Genomic DNA, 17,802 nt, shown 5'->3' with positions numbered 1-17,802 from the left:
GTTTTCCGGATAGATCATGCTCAAGCGACGGCGCCAGAACGGCGCCGGCCAGACTGGAAGATCATGAGACTTCGCGACCTCTTCGACGCCGATGCCACGATCGATCCAAGTGCCGACACCATCGTCGTCGGAGGGCTTGCGGTCGACAGCCGGGCGGTGAAGCCGGGCGACCTGTTCTTCGCGCTGGCCGGCAGCAGGACCGACGGCGCGCGCTTCGTCGATGCGGCAATCGCCGCCGGCGCGGTCGCGGTCGTCAGCGACCATCTGCCGCAAGGTCACGCTCGCGCCCCCTTCGTCATCACGCCGAATCCGCGCCGCGCGCTGGCGCTCGCCGCGGCCAAATTCTTTTCCCGCCAACCGGCGACGATCGCGGCGGTGACCGGCACCAGCGGCAAGACCTCGGTCGCAGCGTTCACGCGCCAGATCTGGCAGCGGCTCGGTCATTCCTCCGCCAGCATCGGCACCATCGGCCTCGTCTCGGACAAGCGCACGGTCTACGGCTCGCTGACCACGCCGGATCCGATCGCGCTGCATCGCCAGCTCGACGAGATCGCGAGCGACGGCGTCACGCATCTGGCGTTCGAGGCGTCCTCGCACGGCCTCGACCAGTTTCGTCTCGATGGGGTGCGCATCGCCGCCGGCGGCTTCACCAATCTGTCGCGCGACCACATGGATTATCATCCCGATGTCGCGCATTACCTCAACGCAAAACTCCGGCTGTTCCGCGATCTCGTCGCGCCTGGCGGCGCCGCGGTGATCTCGGCCGACCATGACTGTTCGGGCGCGGTGATCGATGCGGCGCGCTCGCGCAGCCTGCGCATCATCGCGGTCGGGCGCAACGCCGATGCAGGCGATGGCATCAAGCTCCTCGATGCCGCCATCGAAGGCTTTGCCCAGCGGCTTACGATCGAGCACCGCGGGCGCAAGCACGCGATCCGGCTGCCGCTGGTCGGCGAATTCCAGATCGAGAACGCGCTGGTCGCGGCCGGGCTTGCGATCGGCACCGGCAGCGCCGCCGCCGACGTGTTCGGCTGCCTCGAACATCTCGAAGGCGCCAAGGGCCGGCTGGAATTCGTCGGCGAGCACAACGGCGCGCCGATCTTCGTCGACTACGCCCACAAGCCCGACGCGCTCGCCAAGGCGCTGCAGGCGCTGCGGCCCTATGCCAAGCGCAAGCTCGTCGTGATCTTCGGCGCCGGCGGCGACCGTGACGCCGGCAAGCGTCCGATCATGGGCGCGATCGCGGCCGAGAATGCCGATCAGGTCATTGTCACCGACGACAATCCGCGCAGCGAGAAGCCGGAGGCGATCCGCGCCGCGATCATGGCGACGGCGAAGGGCGCGCGCGAGATCGGCGACCGCGCCGCGGCGATCCGCGCCGGAATTGCCGGCCTCGCGCCGGGCGATGCGCTGGTCGTTGCCGGCAAGGGCCACGAGGTCGGGCAGATCGTCGGCAACACGACGCTGCCGTTCAGCGATCATGAAGCGGTCGCCAGTGCACTGGCTGCGGAGGGCGCATGAGCACGATGTTGTGGACCTCGGATGCGATGGCGACGGCGATGCGCGCCGCCACGCAAGGCGCGCTGCCGGACGGCGTCAGCGGTCTCTCGATCGACAGCCGCACCATTGCAAAGGGCGAGGCGTATTTCGCGATCAAGGGCGACGTCCATGACGGCCATGCCTTCGTCGAGGCGGCGCTGAAGGCCGGCGCCGGGCTCGCGGTGGTCGAGACCGCGCAACGGGCAAAGTTTCCCGCTGATGCGCCGCTGCTGGTGGTCGACGACGTGCTCGCCGCTCTCGTCGAGCTCGCCCATGCCTCGCGCGCGCGGCTCAACGCGCAGATCATCGCGGTGACCGGCTCGGTCGGCAAGACCTCGACGAAAGAGGCGCTGCGCCGCGTGCTGTCGGCGCAGGGCGAGACCCATGCGTCGGTGGCGTCGTTCAACAATCATTGGGGTGTGCCGCTGTCGCTGGCGCGTTGCCCGGCCAGCACGCGCTTTGCGGTGTTCGAGATCGGCATGAACCATGCCGGCGAGATCACGCCACTGGTGAAGATGGTGCGCCCGCACGTCGCAATCATCACCACGATCGAGCCGGTGCATCTGGAATTCTTCGCCGGCATCGAGGCGATCGCCGACGCCAAGGCGGAGATCTTCGCAGGGCTCGAGCCCGATGGCGCGGTCGTGCTCAACCGCGACAACGGACAATTCGCGCGGCTGCAGAAGCAGGCAAAGCAGGCCGGCATCTCGCGCATCGTCTCGTTCGGCGCCGACAAGCGCGCCGAGGCGCGGCTGCTCGACCTGTCGCTGCACGCGACCTGCTCGGCGGTGCATGCGGATATTCTGGATCACGACATCACCTACAAGATCGGCATGCCCGGCCGGCACATGGCGATGAACTCGCTCGCGGTGCTCGCCGGCGCTTCGCTGCTCGGCGCCGATATCGCGCGCGCGGCGCTGTCGCTGTCGCAGCTCGAGGCGCCGACCGGCCGCGGCTTCCGTCGTACCCTCGAGGTCGGCCATGGCGAGGCGATGCTGATCGACGAGAGCTACAACGCCAACCCGGCCTCGATGGGGGCCGCGCTCAACGTGCTCGGCCAGGCCCAGACCGGGCCGCATGGCCGGCGCATCGCCGTGCTCGGCGACATGCTCGAACTCGGGCCGACCGGGCCCGATTTGCACCGCAGCCTCAACGAGGCCGTGACCGCCAACCGCATCGACCTCGTATATTGTTGTGGTCCGCTGATGCGGAATCTGTGGGATGCCCTTTCCACCGGCAAGCGGGGAGGCTATGCCGAGAGCTCGGCGGCGCTCGAAGCGCAGGCGGTCGCCGCGGTCCGTGCCGGTGACGTGATCATGGTGAAGGGCTCGCTGGGATCGAAGATGAAGCTCATTGTCAGCGCGCTGGAAAAACGCTTCCCCGACAAGGCCGCGCACGAAGAAGCGGTATAGGACTCCTCGAATGTTCTACTGGTTGATCGAACTGTCCAACACCGTTCCGGGGTTTGGGGCATTCCGCAGCGCGCTGAACGTGTTCCGCTACATCACGTTCCGCACCGGCGGTGCGATGGTGACCGGCGCGCTGTTCGTATTCCTGTTCGGGCCCTGGATCATCGATCATCTGCGGTTGCGGCAGGGCAAGGGCCAGCCGATCCGGACCGATGGTCCGCAGTCGCATCTGATCTCGAAGAAGGGCACGCCCACCATGGGCGGGCTGATGATCCTGTCCGGGCTCGTGGTTTCGACGCTGCTCTGGGCCAACCCGCTCAATCCCTATGTCTGGATCGTGCTGGCGGTGACGCTCGGCTTCGGCTTCGTCGGGTTCTATGACGACTATTTGAAGGTCACAAAGCAGTCACACTCTGGCTTCGCTGGCAAGCTGCGGCTGCTGATCGAAGCGGCGATCGGGCTCGCCGCCACCTACGCGCTGGTCCGGCTCGGCCGCGACGTGTCGTCGACCTCGCTCGTGATTCCGTTCTTCAAGGACCTCGTGATCAATTTCGGCTGGTTCTTCGTGATCTTCGGCGCCTTCGTGATGGTCGGCGCCGGCAATGCGGTCAATCTCACCGACGGTCTCGACGGTCTTGCGATCGTGCCCGTGATGATTGCCGCCGCGAGCTTCGGCATGATCTCGTACCTGACCGGCAACGCGGTGTTCTCGGATTACCTGCAGATCAATTACGTCGCCGGCACCGGCGAACTGGCGGTGCTCTGCGGCGCGGTGCTTGGCGCGGGCCTCGGCTTCCTCTGGTTCAACGCGCCGCCGGCCTCGATCTTCATGGGCGACACCGGCTCGTTGGCGCTCGGCGGCATGCTGGGCGCGACGGCGGTTGCGGTGAAGCACGAGATCGTGCTCGCTGTGATCGGCGGCCTGTTCGTACTGGAGGCGGTCTCGGTCATCGTCCAGGTCACCTCGTTCAAGCTCACCGGCAAGCGCGTGTTCCGGATGGCGCCGCTGCACCATCATTTCGAGCAGAAGGGCTGGACCGAACCGCAGATCGTGATCCGGTTCTGGATCATCTCGGTGATGCTGGCGCTCGCCGGCCTCTCCACCCTCAAGCTGCGCTGAGCGCCGCCATGATCCCGGTCACCTCCTTCTCCGGCAAGACGGTCGCGGTATTCGGTCTCGGCGGCTCCGGGCTCGCGAGCTGCCACGCGCTGAAGGCCGGCGGCGCCGAGGTGATCGCTGCCGACGACAATGCCGACAACGTCGTCAAGGCGGCGCAGGCCGGCTTCACCACCGCCGATCTGCGCACCGTGTCGTGGGCGAATTTCGCCGCGCTGATCCTGACCCCCGGCGCGCCGCTGACCCATCCGGCGCCGCATTGGAGCGTGCTGAAGGCGCGCGAGGCGGGCTGCGAGGTGATCGGCGACGTCGAACTGTTCTGCCGCGAGCGCCGCCGTCACGCGCCGAACGCGCCTTTCGTCGCCATCACCGGCACCAACGGCAAGTCGACCACCACCGCGCTGATCGCGCATCTGATTGATGTCGCCGGCTACGATACCCAGATGGGCGGCAATATCGGCACCGCGATCCTGTCGCTGGAGCCGCCGCGCATGGGGCGTGTCCACGTGATCGAGATGTCGTCCTACCAGATCGACCTCGCACCGTCGCTCGATCCGTCGGTCGGCATCCTGATCAACATCAGCGAGGATCACATCGATCGCCACGGCACGCTCGAGCATTACGCTGCGGTCAAGGAGCGGCTGGTCGCCGGCGTGCAGGCCGGCGGCACCGCGATAACAGGCGTCGACGACATCTGGTGCCGCAACATCGCCGACCGGCTCGATCGCGCCGGCAAGCGCGTGGTGCGCATCTCGGTGAAGAACCCGCTGCCCGACGGCCTCTATGTCGAGCACGAGACCATCGTGCGTGCCTCCGGCGCGGCGCGCAGCGAGATCGCGCGGCTAGGGGGCATCGGCTCGCTGCGCGGCCTGCACAATGCGCAGAACGCCGCCTGCGCCTCGGCCTGCGCGCTGGCGATGGGGATCGCGACCGACGTCTTGCAGAACGGCCTGCGCAGCTTCCCGGGTCTCGCCCATCGCATGGAGCAGGTCGGCCGCCGCGGCAACGTGCTGTTCGTCAACGACTCCAAGGGCACCAACGCGGATGCGGCCGCGCATGCGCTATCCTCGTTCGCCGACATCTACTGGATCGCCGGCGGCAAGCCGAAGGCCGGCGGCATCACCAGCCTGACCGGCTACTTCCCGCGCATCCGCAAGGCCTATCTGATCGGCGAGGCGGCGGCCGAATTCTCCGGCACGCTCGGCGAGCGCGTCCCGCACGACATGTCCGGCACGCTCGACGTCGCGATCGCCAGCGCCGCGCGCGATGCCGAGGCGTCGGGGCTCGCGGAGGCCGTCGTGCTGCTGTCGCCGGCCTGCGCCTCGTTCGACCAGTACCGCAATTTCGAAATCCGCGGCACGGCGTTTCGCGACATCGTCCAGGCACTGCCCGGCGTCAAGCCGGTCGTGTGACGTCACGTCGTAGAATCGCAGGATGGGTAGAGCGCGGCGAAACCCATCGCACCTGTTGCATAATCGACACGACGGGCAACTCAGCAAAAACCTGTCAATTCCCGCGCGCAAAAGTATTTCGCTTTATCAGAAGCGCAACTCAATGCTATAGATCGTGCCAAACACTCGGTGTCGTCCCTGCGAAAGCAGGGACCCATAACCACCGACGCTGATCGTTGCGCGATGTTGGAACGACGAGTCGCTTCAACAACATCCGCCGCGGAGTATGGGTCCCTGCTTTCGCAGGGACGACGCGTGGAATGAGCCGTGGGCTATCATTCTCTCCGGTGTCATGCCGCGCCCATGCTGGCATCCAGACAGCTGTGCTTGAGGCGCCGCTCCACCTCCCTCAAAAGTTACCCATCCCGTTAACCCCTTGGAAACCATCCTGCGCCACGAATGGACGTTATCTCTGCCATCTGGGGACGCCCATGCTCGCCCGTGACCAACGCACCCCGTTCTCGGACTGGTGGTGGACCGTCGACAAGCTGCTGCTTGTCGCGATCGCCGCGTTGATGCTGGCCGGCGTCATCCTGTCGCTGGCGGCGAGTCCGCCGGTGGCGACCCGGATCGGGCTCGATCCGTTCCACTTCTTCAACCGCCACGTCATGTTCCTGGTGCCGTCGCTGATGGTGCTGATCGGCGTCTCGTTCATGACGCCGCGGCAGATCCGGCGCACCGCGCTGATCGTGTTCGCGGTCTCGATCGCGCTGATCGTGCTGACGCTGCTGATCGGACCCGAGGTCAAGGGCTCGCGGCGCTGGATCACGCTGCTCGGCGTCAACATCCAGGCCTCCGAAGCCGCAAAACCCTCCTTCGTCATCGTCGCGGCCTGGCTGTTCGCGGAATCGACCAAGCGGCCGGAGATGCCGGCGACCTCGATGGCGCTGGTGCTGTTGCTGACGCTGGTCACGCTCCTGGTGATGGAGCCCGACTTCGGTCAGACCATGCTGATCCTCACCGTGTGGGGCGCGCTGTTCTTCATCGCGGGCATGCGGATGATCTGGGTGTTCGGGCTCGCCGGCGCGGCGGGCGCGGGCCTGTTCGGCGCCTACCTGCTGGTGCCGCACGTCGCCGGCCGCATCAAGCGCTTCATGAATCCCGCCTCCGGCGACACCTTCCAGGTCGACACCGCGATGGAGGCGTTCTGGAACGGCGGCTGGTTCGGCTTGGGGCCGGGCGAGGGCATCGCCAAGCGCAGCCTGCCGGACAGCCACACCGACTTTGTGTTCGCGGTCGCGGCGGAAGAGTTCGGCATCATCCTCTGCTTGATGCTGGTCGCGCTGTTCGGTTTCATCGTGATCCGCACGCTGACCCGCGCCTATGCCACCGAGGATATGTTCTCGCGCTTCGCAGCCTCGGGGCTTGCGATCCTGTTCGGCGTGCAGGCGACGATCAATATGGCGGTCAATCTGCAACTGATCCCGGCCAAGGGCATGACGCTGCCGTTCATCTCCTATGGCGGCTCCTCGTTCGTGTCGCTCGCCTATGGCGTCGGCATGATGCTGGCGCTGACGCGGCAGCGACCGCGCACCGAGATCGAATCGATGGAAGGCGCCAGCGCTCAGCGCGCCTACGCGTAGGTGACTGTGACGGTCGTGTCGGTTATCTGGAAGCCATGGACAACGCGCCCCTGATTCTGCTGGCGGCCGGTGGCACCGGCGGCCATCTGTTCCCGGCCGAAGCGCTCGCCGTGGAATTGATCAGGCGTGGCCTGCGCGTCCGGCTCGCCACCGACGGCCGCGCGCTGCGCTATTCCGGCCTGTTCGGCCGGGAGAGCATCGACCTCGTGCCGAGCGCGACCGTGCGCAGCCGCAACCCGATCTCGCTGGCGCGGACCGCGCTGATGCTCGGCTACGGCACGCTGGTCGCTGCCAATCTGGTGCGGCGGCTGAAGCCCGCGGCCGTGGTCGGCTTCGGCGGTTACCCGACCTTGCCGCCGTTGATGGCGGCTCGGCTGCTCGGCGTGCCCGGCATCATCCATGACGCCAATGCGGTGCTCGGCCGTGCCAATCGTTTCCTCTCCGGCCGCGTCAACGCGATCGCGACCTCGCTGCCCGGCGTGCTCGATCGCGATCCCGCGCTCGCGGGCAAGGCAACCACGGTCGGCACGCCGATGCGGCCGGCGATCCTTGCGGCTGCGGCAGTGAAGTACACGCCGCCCGAGGCGAACGGGCCGCTGCGCCTGCTCGTCGTCGGCGGCAGCCAGGGCGCGCGGGTGATGAGCGATATCGTGCCGCCGGCGATCGAGCAGCTCGCGCCCGCGCTGTGGAGCCGTCTGATCATCACCCAGCAGGTGCGCGAAGAGGACATGAATCGGGTGCGCGAGGTCTATGATCGGCTCGAGATCAACGCCGAGCTCGCGCCGTTCTTCGCCGACCTGCCGGCGCGCCTCGCCTCGAGCCAGCTCGTGATCTCGCGTTCCGGCGCCGGCACGGTCGCCGAGCTCGCCGCGATCGGCCGGCCCTCGATCCTGGTGCCGCTGCCGGGCGCGATCGATCAGGACCAGTTCGCCAATGCCGGTGTGCTGTCGCAGGCGAGCGGCGCGCTGCGCATCGCGCAGAGCGACTTCACGCCGGAGCGGCTGGCCGCCGACATTTCGGCCTTCGCCGCCGAGCCCGCGAAGCTGGCCGCGATGGCGGCGTCGGCGCGCGGCGTCGGCCGGCTCGATGCCGCCGAACGGCTCGCCGATCTGGTTGCGAAAGTGGCCGGGATTTGATGCGCCAATCCGGCAGGACGCCGGGGGAGACTTGATCATGACGGGGCTCTTGATTCATTCCGTCTCGGAATTCTCGGAGCTGATCCTGGAGGCGCTGCGGCTGGCGGACGCGCTGGATATCGTCGAGATCGGCGCCGAGTATGGCGGCATGTCGGCGCTGCTCGCCGATCACTGCCGGGCGCGCGGCGGTCGGCTCACCAGCGTCGATCCCGCGCCGAAGCGTGAATTCATCGATTGGGTGAGCGGCAATCCGGATGTGCGTCACGTCGCGAAGCCCAGCCTCGAGGCGTTCGGCGAACTTGATGCCGCCGATGCCTGGATCGTCGACGGCGACCACAACTGGTACACCGTCTATCACGAGCTGCGTCAGATCAATGCGATCAGCCGTCGCGCCGGCAAGCCGGTTCTGGTCTTCCTGCACGATGTTGGCTGGCCCTGCGGGCGGCGCGACATGTATTACGCGCCCGAGCAGATTCCGGCCGCGTATCGCCATCCGCACAGTTACGATGCCGGCGCCACGCTGGATCGCCCGGCGCTGGTCGAAGGCCGTGGATTTCGCGGCGCGGGCCTCGCCGCATTCGCCAACATTGCCGGCGGCGCGCGCAACGGTGTGATGACCGCGATCGATGACTTCCTGGCTGAAGAACTCGCGCAGGGCAGGGAGTTCGGCTTCGCCGAGATCCCCGCCGTGTTCGGCTTGGGGGTGCTGTTCGACATGGACGCCGCCTGGAGCGCGCAGCTTGCCGAGCTCGTGCTGCCCTATCACCAGAACAAGCTGCTGCGCGCGCTCGAGACCAACCGGCTGCGCAATTACCTTCGCGTCGTCGAGATGCAGGACGAGTTCGCGGCGCGCGCTGTGCGGCAGGGAGCGGCGTAGCCGCCGGGCCGCCATGGAGATGTCCGTGATGTCAGATCGCAACCGCCGGCCGGTAGCTGACAACGGCGACATTTCCACGGCCGCGGGGTGGAAAAAGCCCTTGTCACGCATGGGAAAAGCGGGGCATCCAGTAGTCCGCGCCGTCGCCATGACGCGCATAGAGAAGCCAAATCGTCCGCTCCGCAGCGAAGTTTGCACAGGGCGGATGATGATGTCAGGAACTGGATCATGAGACTGCCGCGCGAGATCGGACCCATTCACTTCGTCGGGATCGGCGGCATCGGCATGAGCGGCATCGCCGAGGTGCTGATCAATCTCGGCTACACCGTGCAGGGTTCCGATGCTTCGGACAATTACAACCTCGACCGGTTGCGCAAGAAGGGCGCCAAGGTCTCGGTCGGCCATACCGCCGAGAATGTCGACGGCGCTGATGTCGTCGTGGTCTCGACTGCGATCAAGCGCGACAATCCCGAACTGATGGCGGCGCGCGCGCGGCGCATTCCGGTGGTGCGGCGCGCCGAGATGCTGGCGGAACTGATGCGGCTGAGGAGCTGCGTCGCGATCGCCGGCACCCATGGCAAGACCACCACAACGACGATGGTGGCGACCCTGCTCGACGCCGGTGGACTCGATCCGACCGTGATCAATGGCGGCATCATCAATGCCTACGGCTCCAACGCGCGGCTCGGGGCCGGCGACTGGATGGTGGTCGAGGCGGACGAGAGCGACGGCACCTTCCTGAAGCTGCCGTCCGATGTCGTCATCGTCACCAATATCGACCCCGAGCATCTCGATCACTTCAAGACCTTCGAGGCGATCCAGGACGCGTTCCGCAATTTCGTCGAGAACGTCCCGTTCTACGGCTTTGCCGTGATGTGCACCGATCATCCAGTCGTGCAGACACTCGTCGGCAAGATCGAAGACCGCCGCATCATCACCTACGGCCAGAACCCGCAGGCCGATGCGCAGCTCAAGGATCTGACGCCGATAGGCGGCGGCTCGAAATTCTCGGTCGCGATCCGCGATCGCAAATCCGGCACGGTCCATGAGATCGCCGATATCATGCTGCCGATGCCGGGGCGCCACAACGCATCGAATGCGACGGCGGCGATCGCGGTCGCGCACGAGCTCGGCGTGTCCGACGAGGTCATCCGCCAGGCCATGGCCGGCTTCGGCGGCGTCAAGCGGCGCTTCACCAAAACCGGCGAGACCAACGGCATCACCGTGATCGACGACTACGGTCATCATCCGGTCGAGATCGCAGCGGTGCTGAAGGCGGCGCGGGAATCCGTCAACGGCAAGATCGTCGCCGTGGTGCAGCCGCATCGCTACACCCGCCTGCAATCGCTGTTCGAGGAGTTCTGCACCTGCTTCAACGATGCCGATGCGGTCGTCGTCGCCGAGGTCTATCCGGCGGGCGAGGCGCCGATCGCCGGCATCGACCGCGACCATTTCGCCGCCGGCCTGCGCGCCCACGGCCATCGCAACGTTGTCCCACTGCCTAACGCGGGCGAGCTCGCGAAGATCGTGCACGGTCTTGCCAAGCCCGGTGACCTCGTCGTCTGCCTCGGCGCCGGCAACATCACGCAATGGGCCTACGCGCTGCCCGACGAATTGAAGGCGCTGGGGTGATGATGGCCTCGTATCCATCCACGTCATGGCCGGGCTTGTCCCGGCCATCCACGTCTTCACTGAACTATCGTGTCGTACAGGTCGTCCCAGTTCGGGTTCGCTGCGATGATCTTGCGGATCTTCCAAGCGCGCGGCCAATGCTTGATGGTGTGTTCGCGCTGGATGGCTGTACGGATGTCGTCAAAGTGCTCAAAGTAGACGAGTCGCTTCAGTCCGTATCGCTTGGTGAAGCCATCGACGAAGCCGGAACGGTGCTCGAATATCCGGCGGACGAGATCGCTCGTTACCCCGACGTAGAGCACGCCGTTCGGACGGTTGGTCAGAAAATAGACGTATCCCCCTGCCATGTGGAGATACTGCAAGACGTGGATGGCCGGGACAAGCCCGGCCATGACGGATGGAGAGGTCACCCATGACCTTTCCCGACATCACGCCGGACCTGAAAGCCGCGATGCCGGAGCTGCGCGGGCGGCTGCTGGCGAACCAGTCGCTGGCGGAGCTGACGTGGTTTCGCGTCGGCGGGCCGGCGCAGGTGTTGTTCACGCCGGCAGATGAAGATGACCTCGCCTATTTCCTGACGCGCCTGCCGCCGGGGCTGCCGGTCTATGTCGTTGGCGTCGGCTCCAATCTGATCGTGCGCGATGGCGGCATGCCCGGCGTCGTGATCCGGCTCGCGCCGCGCGCCTTCGGAGAGACCAGCGCGGCCGGCGATGTCGTCACCGCTGGTGCTGCGGCGCTCGACAAGCGCGTCGCCGAGACGGCTGCGGCCGCCAATATCGGCGGCATGGAATTCTTCTTCGGCATTCCCGGCACGGTCGGCGGCGCGCTGCGCATGAATGCCGGCGCCAATGGCGGCGAGACCAAGGACGTGCTGATCGAGGCCACCGGCATCGGCCGCGACGGAACGAAGCATACGTTCGGTAATGCCGACATGAAGTTCATCTATCGCAACAGCGGCGTCGATCCGTCCATCGTGTTCACCTCGGCGCGCTTCCGCGGCAGGATCACCGATACTGAGGTGATCCGGGCCCGCATGAACGAGGTGCAGACCCATCGCGAGACCGCGCAACCGATCCGCGAGAAGACCGGCGGCTCGACCTTCAAGAATCCGCCTGGCAACAGCGCCTGGAAGCTGATCGACGCCGCCGGCTGCCGCGGCCTCAAGGTCGGCGGCGCGCAGGTGTCGGAGATGCACTGCAATTTCCTGATCAACACCGGCAACGCCACCGGGCATGACATCGAGACGCTCGGCGAGACGGTGCGCGAACGGGTCAAGCAAAGCAGCGGAATTGAGCTACACTGGGAAATCAAGCGGATCGGGAAAAGCTGATGCAGGTGACCATTCTGTTCGGCGGCACCAACAAGGAGCGGCTGGTCTCGGTGGCGAGCACGCAGGCGCTGCACCGTGCGCTGCCCGACGCGGACCTCTGGTTCTGGGATGTCGACGACACCGTGCACGCGGTGACGTCGGAAAAACTGCTCGGCCACACGCGTCCGTTCGAGGTCGACTTCAAACCCGACGGTCGCGGCATCGCGCTCGATCAGGCGCTCGACAAGGCAAGCGCCGAGCAGCGTGTGCTGGTGTTCGGTTTGCATGGCGGCCGCGCCGAGAATGGCGAATTGCAGGCGATGTGCGAGCTGCGTGGTGTCGCGTTCACCGGCTCCGGCTCAGCGTCGTCGCATCTGGCGTTCGACAAGCCGTCAGCGAAGCGTTTCGCCGCGATCGCAGGTCTCAACGCGCCGCAGGGCATCACAGTCGAGCAGATCGATGACGCCTTCGCGAAACACGGCAGACTGATTGCAAAGCCCGCCAAGGACGGATCGAGCTACGGGCTGATCTTCGTCAACGCGAAGCAGGACCTTGTCGCGGTCCGCAATGCCGCGAAGCATGAAGAATATCTGATCGAGCCGTTCGTGTCGGGCGTGGAGGCGACCTGCGGCGTGCTCGAGCAGTCCGACGGCTCCGTGTTCGCGCTGCCGCCGATCGAGATCGTGCCGGGGGAGGGAACCTTCGACTACACAGCCAAATACCTGCTGAAGTCGACCCAGGAGATCTGTCCTGGCCGTTTCGCGCCCGAGGTCAGCGCCGCGATCATGGACCATGCGCTGCGGGCGCACCGCGCGTTGTCCTGTACCGGCTACTCGCGCAGCGATTTCATCGTCTCGGCCAATGGCCCGGTCTACCTCGAGACCAACACCCTGCCGGGGCTCACCGCGGCATCACTGTACCCTAAGGCCTTGAAAGCACAGGGTATCGCCTTTGCCGACTTCCTCAACGACCAGATCGAGCTCGCCCGCCGCCGCGTCCGAGGTTAATGCCCGGCCGGGCGGGAACCCGCCTGGTCGGCCGGATGGAACCCGGGTGCTGTTGCTAAAATGCTAACGAGTTCGCGGCAAAGTACTCAGAGCGTTGATCAAAACACGCTCCAGGCCGAAGTCGTTTACCGTTTGTTTACCAGGAAGCCCGAAGGTTAACGCTGGCGGCGCATGTAGCGCTTGGCTGCCGGGGCGTGAGCTGTCGCGGATTACCGCTTCGAGGATCGCAACCAGGGAACAGGGGGCCACTCTAATCCCACCGGTCTAGCCGAGACGTGACTTGTGCCGGGACCCGCGGGGTTTGCGGGCACAACATGTGACGAGCTCGTGCAATGGATGGTGCAGGACGCCTCACCCGATCGCTGCGATCGCTGGGGCCTCAAGCTGACCTGAGAGCAGCCGCTATTGGAGCGGCGGTGCTGCTGCGCGAATATGTCGGCGCCCATCTCGCGCGGCGCAGGCGGCGCCCCGCCAGGCGGCCGCAAGTCATCATCGATCGCAAGCCGCCGAACCGCTACATCCTGATGGTCGAGCGCTATCTGCCGCGCCGCATCGGGCTGGTCGCGACGCTCGCGATCCTGTTCGGCAGCCTTGGCCTCGGCATCGTCAAGGGCGGCCATGTCGAGGAATTCACCACCGCGCTCAGCGACACCCGCAACGCGCTCGCCAACACCGCCGGCTTCCGCATCACCACCGTCGGCATCAACGGCCGCAAGCAGCTGAGCCAGGACGAGGTGCTCGCGATCGGCGGCGTCAATGGCCGCTCCTCGCTGCTGTTCCTCGACGCCGACACCGTGCGCGCCAAGCTGAAGGCCAATCCCTGGATCGCGGATGCCACGATCCTGAAGCTCTATCCGGGCCGGCTGCAGATCGACATCGTCGAGCGCACCGCCTTCGCGCTGTGGCAGCAGAACGGCCGCCTGTCGGTGATCGCTTCCGACGGCGCGGTGCTCGAGCCCTACGTCTCGCGCCGCTTCCTCAATCTGCCGCTCGTGGTCGGCAAAGGCGCCGACGTCAGAGCCCACGACTTCCTGGCGCTGCTCGACCGTTACCCGCAGGTGCGCTCGGTGACCAAGGCCGCGATCTTCGTCGGCGAGCGGCGCTGGAACCTGCGCCTCAAGGACGGTCTCGACGTCCGCCTGCCGGAGAACGACATCGGCAACGCGCTCGCTGCGCTCTCCAGGCTCGACAAGGATGAGAAGCTGTTCTCGCGCGACATTGTCGCCGTCGACATGCGCCTGCCCGATCGGCTGATCGTGCAATTGTCCGAGGACGCCGGCAAGGCGCGCGACGAACTGTTCAAGGACAAGAAGTCCAAGAAGAAGGCCGGTGACTCCGCATGACCGGCCTCGATCGCAATTTGACCCCGAAGACCCGCCCGATGCAGAAGCGCACCGCGATGGTGGCTTCGCTCGATGTCGGCTCCAGCAAGATCGCCTGCATGATCGCGCGGCTCAGGCCGTCGCCGCCGAACGAGGCGCTGCGCGGACGCACCCACGCGGTCGAATTGATCGGCTACAGCCAGATCCAGTCGCGCGGCGTCAAGGCCGGCTCCGTCGTCGATCTCGCCGAATGCGAGAAGGCGGTGCGCCACGCGGTGGCGCTGGCCGAACGCATGGCCAAGGTCCGTGTCGAATCCGTCCTGCTGTCGGTCTCCGGCGGCCGGCAGCATGGCCAGCTGGTCGAAGCCGCGGCCGATATCCGCGGCGGCTCGGTCACCTCGGACGATATCAGCCGCGTCACGTCCGCCGGCATGCGCCACGCCGCCGGCGCGGGCCGCACCGTGCTGCACGCGCTGCCGGTCGGCTACGCGCTCGACGGCGTCAAGGGCATCCGCGATCCCAGAGGCATGGTGGCGCGACAGTTCGGCGTCGACATGAATGTGGTGACGTCGGACGCGACGGTCGCCAAGAACCTGATGCTGGTGGTCGAGCGCTGCCATCTCAACGTCGAAGCCATGGCGTCGAGCCCCTATGTCGCGGGTCTATCGGTTCTGACCGATGACGAAGCCGATCTCGGCGCTGCCGTCGTCGAGATGGGCGCGGGATCGACCACGATCGCGACATACTCCGGCGGACGTCTCGTGCACGCATCCGGATTTGCGCTCGGCGGGCAACACATCACGATGGATCTTGCGCGCGGCATCGGCGCGTGCATTGCGGATGCCGAGCGAATCAAGACCTTATACGGCACGGTGCTGACCGGCGGTTCGGACTCGCGCGAGCTGATGTCCGTTCCCACCGCAGGCGATGATCGGGAGACACCGCAAATCGTGTCCCGCGCCACGATTGCGAACATTGTCCGGCATCGCGCCGAGGAGATTTTCGAAATGGTCCGTGACCGGCTCGCGGATTCCCCCTTTGCGGCGGAGCCGAGGGCGCGCGTCGTGTTGAGCGGCGGCGCCTCGCAGCTCACCGGCACCGTCGAGCTTGCGACCCGCATCCTGAACCGTCAGGTCCGCATCGGCCGTCCGCTCGGCTTCGGCCGGCTGCCGAACGAGGCGAAGGGCGCCTCGTTCTCGGTGCCGACGGGCCTCCTGGTCTATCCGCAATACGCACATCTTGAACATGTCGAACCGCGGCGCACGCGGCAGCTCAGGACAGGGACAGACGGTTACTTCGGAAAGGTCGGACGATGGCTTCGCGAGGGCTTCTGATGACCGCACCCCGGCTCACAGCATTTTCACCAGCTCCGGCGGCCAGCGGCCGGGACGAACCAACGCGCGCATAATCGAGAGAGGCAACCATGGCACTCAATCTGACACCCCCTGACATCAGCGAGCTGAAACCGCGGATCACCGTCTTCGGCGTCGGCGGCGCGGGTGGTAATGCCGTCAACAACATGATCACCGCCGGGTTGCAGGGCGTCGACTTCGTCGTCGCCAACACCGACGCGCAGGCGCTGACCATGTCGAAGGCGCAGCGCATCGTGCAGATGGGCACCCAGGTCACCCAGGGCCTCGGCGCCGGTTCGCAGCCCGACGTCGGCGCTGCGGCCGCGCAGGAGGTCATGGACGAGCTGCGCGATCACCTCACCGGCGCCAACATGGTGTTCGTCACCGCCGGCATGGGCGGCGGCACCGGCACCGGTGCTGCACCCGTGATCGCCAAGGCCGCTCGCGAGATGGGAATCCTCACCGTCGGCGTGGTGACCAAGCCGTTCCACTTCGAAGGTCAGCGCCGCATGCGCACCGCCGAGCACGGCATTGCCGAGCTGCACAAGGTGGTCGACACGCTGCTGATCATCCCGAACCAGAACCTGTTCCGGGTCGCCAACGAGAAGACCACCTTCGCCGACGCCTTCGCGATGGCCGACCAGGTGCTCTACTCGGGCGTCGCCTGCATCACCGACCTGATGGTCAAGGAAGGCCTGATCAACCTCGACTTCGCCGACGTCCGCGCCGTGATGCGTGAAATGGGCAAGGCGATGATGGGCACCGGCGAAGCCACCGGCGAGAAGCGCGCGCTGACCGCCGCGGAAGCCGCGATCGCCAACCCGCTGATCGACGACAGCTCGATGAAGGGCGCCCGCGGCCTCCTGATCTCGATCACGGGCGGCAAGGACCTGACCCTGTTCGAGGTCGACGAAGCCGCCACCCGCATCCGCGAAGAGGTCGACGCCGACGCCAACATCATCGTCGGCGCCACCTTCGACGAATCGCTCGACGGCGTCATTCGCGTCTCGGTGGTCGCAACCGGTATCGAGCAGGCCGCCATCGCCTCCCGCGCCCAGGCTCCTGCCGCGCAGCAGTCGGGCGGTTCGCCGGAGAGCCGGCTGGCCGATCTGACCGCACGCCTGCGTGCCGACAATCAGCGCATGGCCGAGCGTGCCCAGAAGATGGAACCGCCGACCGGCGTGACGGTCGCGCCGATTGCGGCTCCGCCCGCCGTGCCCCAGGGACGTCCCGCCGTCGAGCGCGCTGCGCTCGCGGCGATCGCCGCCGCGGTTGCTCCCGACAGCGCGCCGGCTGCCCAGGCGCCGATGCAGCCGGCCTCGTACGGTGACGTCACCGTGCGGCCGATTGCCCAGAAGCCCTCGCTGTTCCCGGACCACGAGGCCGCCCGGGCCGAGCAGCATGAGCCGATGCCGCCCGAGACCTTCATCCCGCAGGCGGCGGAACGGTCGCCGGTCCGTGCTCCGCGGATGCCGAAGTTCGAGGATCTGCCGATGCCGGCGCAGGCCGAAATCCGCCAGGCCAGCGGTGACGGCGAGGTGGAGCACCCACAGAAGACCCGGCTGTCGCTGCTGCAGCGGCTGGCCAATGTCGGCCTCGGCCGCCGCGACGAAGAGACCGAGCCGCCGATCGCGGCCCGCGCCTCCGGCCCGGCCATGCCGACGATGCCGCCGCTGCCCGAGCGCAAGCCGGCCCGCAGCGTCGCCCAGCAGATTTCGGCGAACGAATCGCCGGTATCCGAATATGCAAAGCGCCCCGCGCCGCAGGGGCTGGACGCTCATGGCCGCCAAGCACCTGTTGCCCCGGCGCCACAGGGCGACGACCATCTTGATATCCCGGCCTTCCTGCGCCGGCAGGCAAACTGAAGTTTGTTACAAGCTTGGCGACGAAGAAGGCCTCGGCGGGGAACCGCCGGGGCCTTTTCCTTGTCGCGGGCGAGCGATTGCGCCGGATAAACAAGCAACTGATTTTAAATGATTAATTATTCTTTCGGTGGTCAGATGGCGCGTCGCCGAGGGCCGTTTTCGCTGCCGCAATTTGGTTAACCTTGGGCGTGAATGCGGCGGAG

Annotated in this window: 14 protein-coding genes and 1 pseudogene; 14 read left to right on the top strand and 1 reads right to left on the bottom strand. The window is 66.6% G+C overall.

Annotation, left to right across the window (positions count from 1 at the left end):
- The first annotated feature begins 63 nt into the window (after positions 1 to 63).
- The 8 genes from AC1VNY_RS23625 to murC all read left to right on the top strand — a co-directional run bounded on the left by AC1VNY_RS23625 (position 64) and on the right by murC (position 10,744).
- Positions 64 to 1,521: a UDP-N-acetylmuramoyl-L-alanyl-D-glutamate--2,6-diaminopimelate ligase gene (locus AC1VNY_RS23625; RefSeq protein ID WP_482406975.1), complete on the top strand. Its 1,458-nt coding sequence runs from the start codon at positions 64 to 66 to the stop codon at positions 1,519 to 1,521.
- The gene (locus AC1VNY_RS23620) at positions 1,518 to 2,951 is read left to right on the top strand and encodes a UDP-N-acetylmuramoylalanyl-D-glutamyl-2,6-diaminopimelate--D-alanyl-D-alanine ligase (RefSeq protein WP_482406974.1); all 1,434 of its coding nucleotides are present in this window, start codon (positions 1,518 to 1,520) and stop codon (positions 2,949 to 2,951) included. Before AC1VNY_RS23625 ends, AC1VNY_RS23620 begins: the two co-directional genes overlap by 4 nt.
- Positions 2,952 to 2,961: 10 nt before the next feature.
- Positions 2,962 to 4,068, top strand: a complete 1,107-nt coding sequence (gene mraY, locus AC1VNY_RS23615) for a phospho-N-acetylmuramoyl-pentapeptide-transferase (RefSeq protein WP_016846578.1) — start codon at positions 2,962 to 2,964, stop codon at positions 4,066 to 4,068.
- A gap of 8 nt (positions 4,069 to 4,076) precedes the next feature.
- Positions 4,077 to 5,477: a UDP-N-acetylmuramoyl-L-alanine--D-glutamate ligase gene (gene murD, locus AC1VNY_RS23610; protein ID WP_482406973.1), complete on the top strand. Its 1,401-nt coding sequence runs from the start codon at positions 4,077 to 4,079 to the stop codon at positions 5,475 to 5,477.
- Between the two features lie 470 nt (positions 5,478 to 5,947).
- The gene (gene ftsW / locus AC1VNY_RS23605) at positions 5,948 to 7,099 is read left to right on the top strand and encodes a putative lipid II flippase FtsW (protein WP_028342184.1); all 1,152 of its coding nucleotides are present in this window, start codon (positions 5,948 to 5,950) and stop codon (positions 7,097 to 7,099) included.
- Positions 7,100 to 7,134: 35 nt separating this feature from the next.
- Positions 7,135 to 8,235: an undecaprenyldiphospho-muramoylpentapeptide beta-N-acetylglucosaminyltransferase gene (gene murG, locus AC1VNY_RS23600; RefSeq protein ID WP_482406972.1), complete on the top strand. Its 1,101-nt coding sequence runs from the start codon at positions 7,135 to 7,137 to the stop codon at positions 8,233 to 8,235.
- Between the two features lie 37 nt (positions 8,236 to 8,272).
- Positions 8,273 to 9,112, top strand: a complete 840-nt coding sequence (locus AC1VNY_RS23595) for a class I SAM-dependent methyltransferase (RefSeq protein ID WP_482406971.1) — start codon at positions 8,273 to 8,275, stop codon at positions 9,110 to 9,112.
- 228 nt (positions 9,113 to 9,340) lie between these two features.
- On the top strand, positions 9,341 to 10,744 hold the full coding sequence (murC, locus tag AC1VNY_RS23590; RefSeq protein WP_482406970.1) for a UDP-N-acetylmuramate--L-alanine ligase: 1,404 nt from the start codon (positions 9,341 to 9,343) through the stop codon (positions 10,742 to 10,744).
- Positions 10,745 to 10,800: 56 nt separating this feature from the next.
- Here the strand turns inward: murC and AC1VNY_RS23585 are convergent, their stop codons facing one another.
- Positions 10,801 to 11,136: a GIY-YIG nuclease family protein gene (locus AC1VNY_RS23585; protein WP_253609924.1), complete on the bottom strand. Its 336-nt coding sequence runs from the start codon at positions 11,134 to 11,136 to the stop codon at positions 10,801 to 10,803.
- A 20-nt stretch (positions 11,137 to 11,156) separates the two neighbouring features.
- On the opposite strand from AC1VNY_RS23585, the gene murB reads away from it, so the two are divergent.
- The 6 genes and pseudogenes from murB to ftsZ all read left to right on the top strand — a co-directional run bounded on the left by murB (position 11,157) and on the right by ftsZ (position 17,599).
- Entirely contained in the window at positions 11,157 to 12,074 is a 918-nt protein-coding gene (murB, locus tag AC1VNY_RS23580; protein WP_482406969.1) for a UDP-N-acetylmuramate dehydrogenase, read from the top strand.
- Positions 12,074 to 13,060 (top strand): D-alanine--D-alanine ligase family protein, encoded by a 987-nt coding sequence (locus tag AC1VNY_RS23575; RefSeq protein ID WP_212053753.1) that lies wholly within the window; start codon positions 12,074 to 12,076, stop codon positions 13,058 to 13,060. The genes murB and AC1VNY_RS23575 overlap by 1 nt, the downstream gene beginning before the upstream one ends.
- 98 nt (positions 13,061 to 13,158) lie before the next feature.
- Positions 13,159 to 13,453 (top strand): annotated as a pseudogene (locus AC1VNY_RS23570) (D-alanine--D-alanine ligase); the annotation flags it as partial.
- Entirely contained in the window at positions 13,393 to 14,403 is a 1,011-nt protein-coding gene (locus AC1VNY_RS23565; RefSeq protein WP_482406968.1) for a cell division protein FtsQ/DivIB, read from the top strand. The pseudogene AC1VNY_RS23570 and the gene AC1VNY_RS23565, both read left to right, overlap by 61 nt.
- On the top strand, positions 14,400 to 15,716 hold the full coding sequence (ftsA, locus tag AC1VNY_RS23560) for a cell division protein FtsA (RefSeq protein WP_028332543.1): 1,317 nt from the start codon (positions 14,400 to 14,402) through the stop codon (positions 15,714 to 15,716). The genes AC1VNY_RS23565 and ftsA overlap by 4 nt, the downstream gene beginning before the upstream one ends.
- 89 nt (positions 15,717 to 15,805) lie before the next feature.
- Positions 15,806 to 17,599: a cell division protein FtsZ gene (gene ftsZ, locus AC1VNY_RS23555; protein ID WP_482406967.1), complete on the top strand. Its 1,794-nt coding sequence runs from the start codon at positions 15,806 to 15,808 to the stop codon at positions 17,597 to 17,599.
- Positions 17,600 to 17,802 lie beyond the last annotated feature (203 nt).

The sequence above is a fragment of the Bradyrhizobium ferriligni genome (assembly GCF_056837965.1).
The sequence above is the reverse complement of the archived record's forward strand: the minus strand, read 5'-3'. Positions and strand labels throughout refer to the sequence as shown.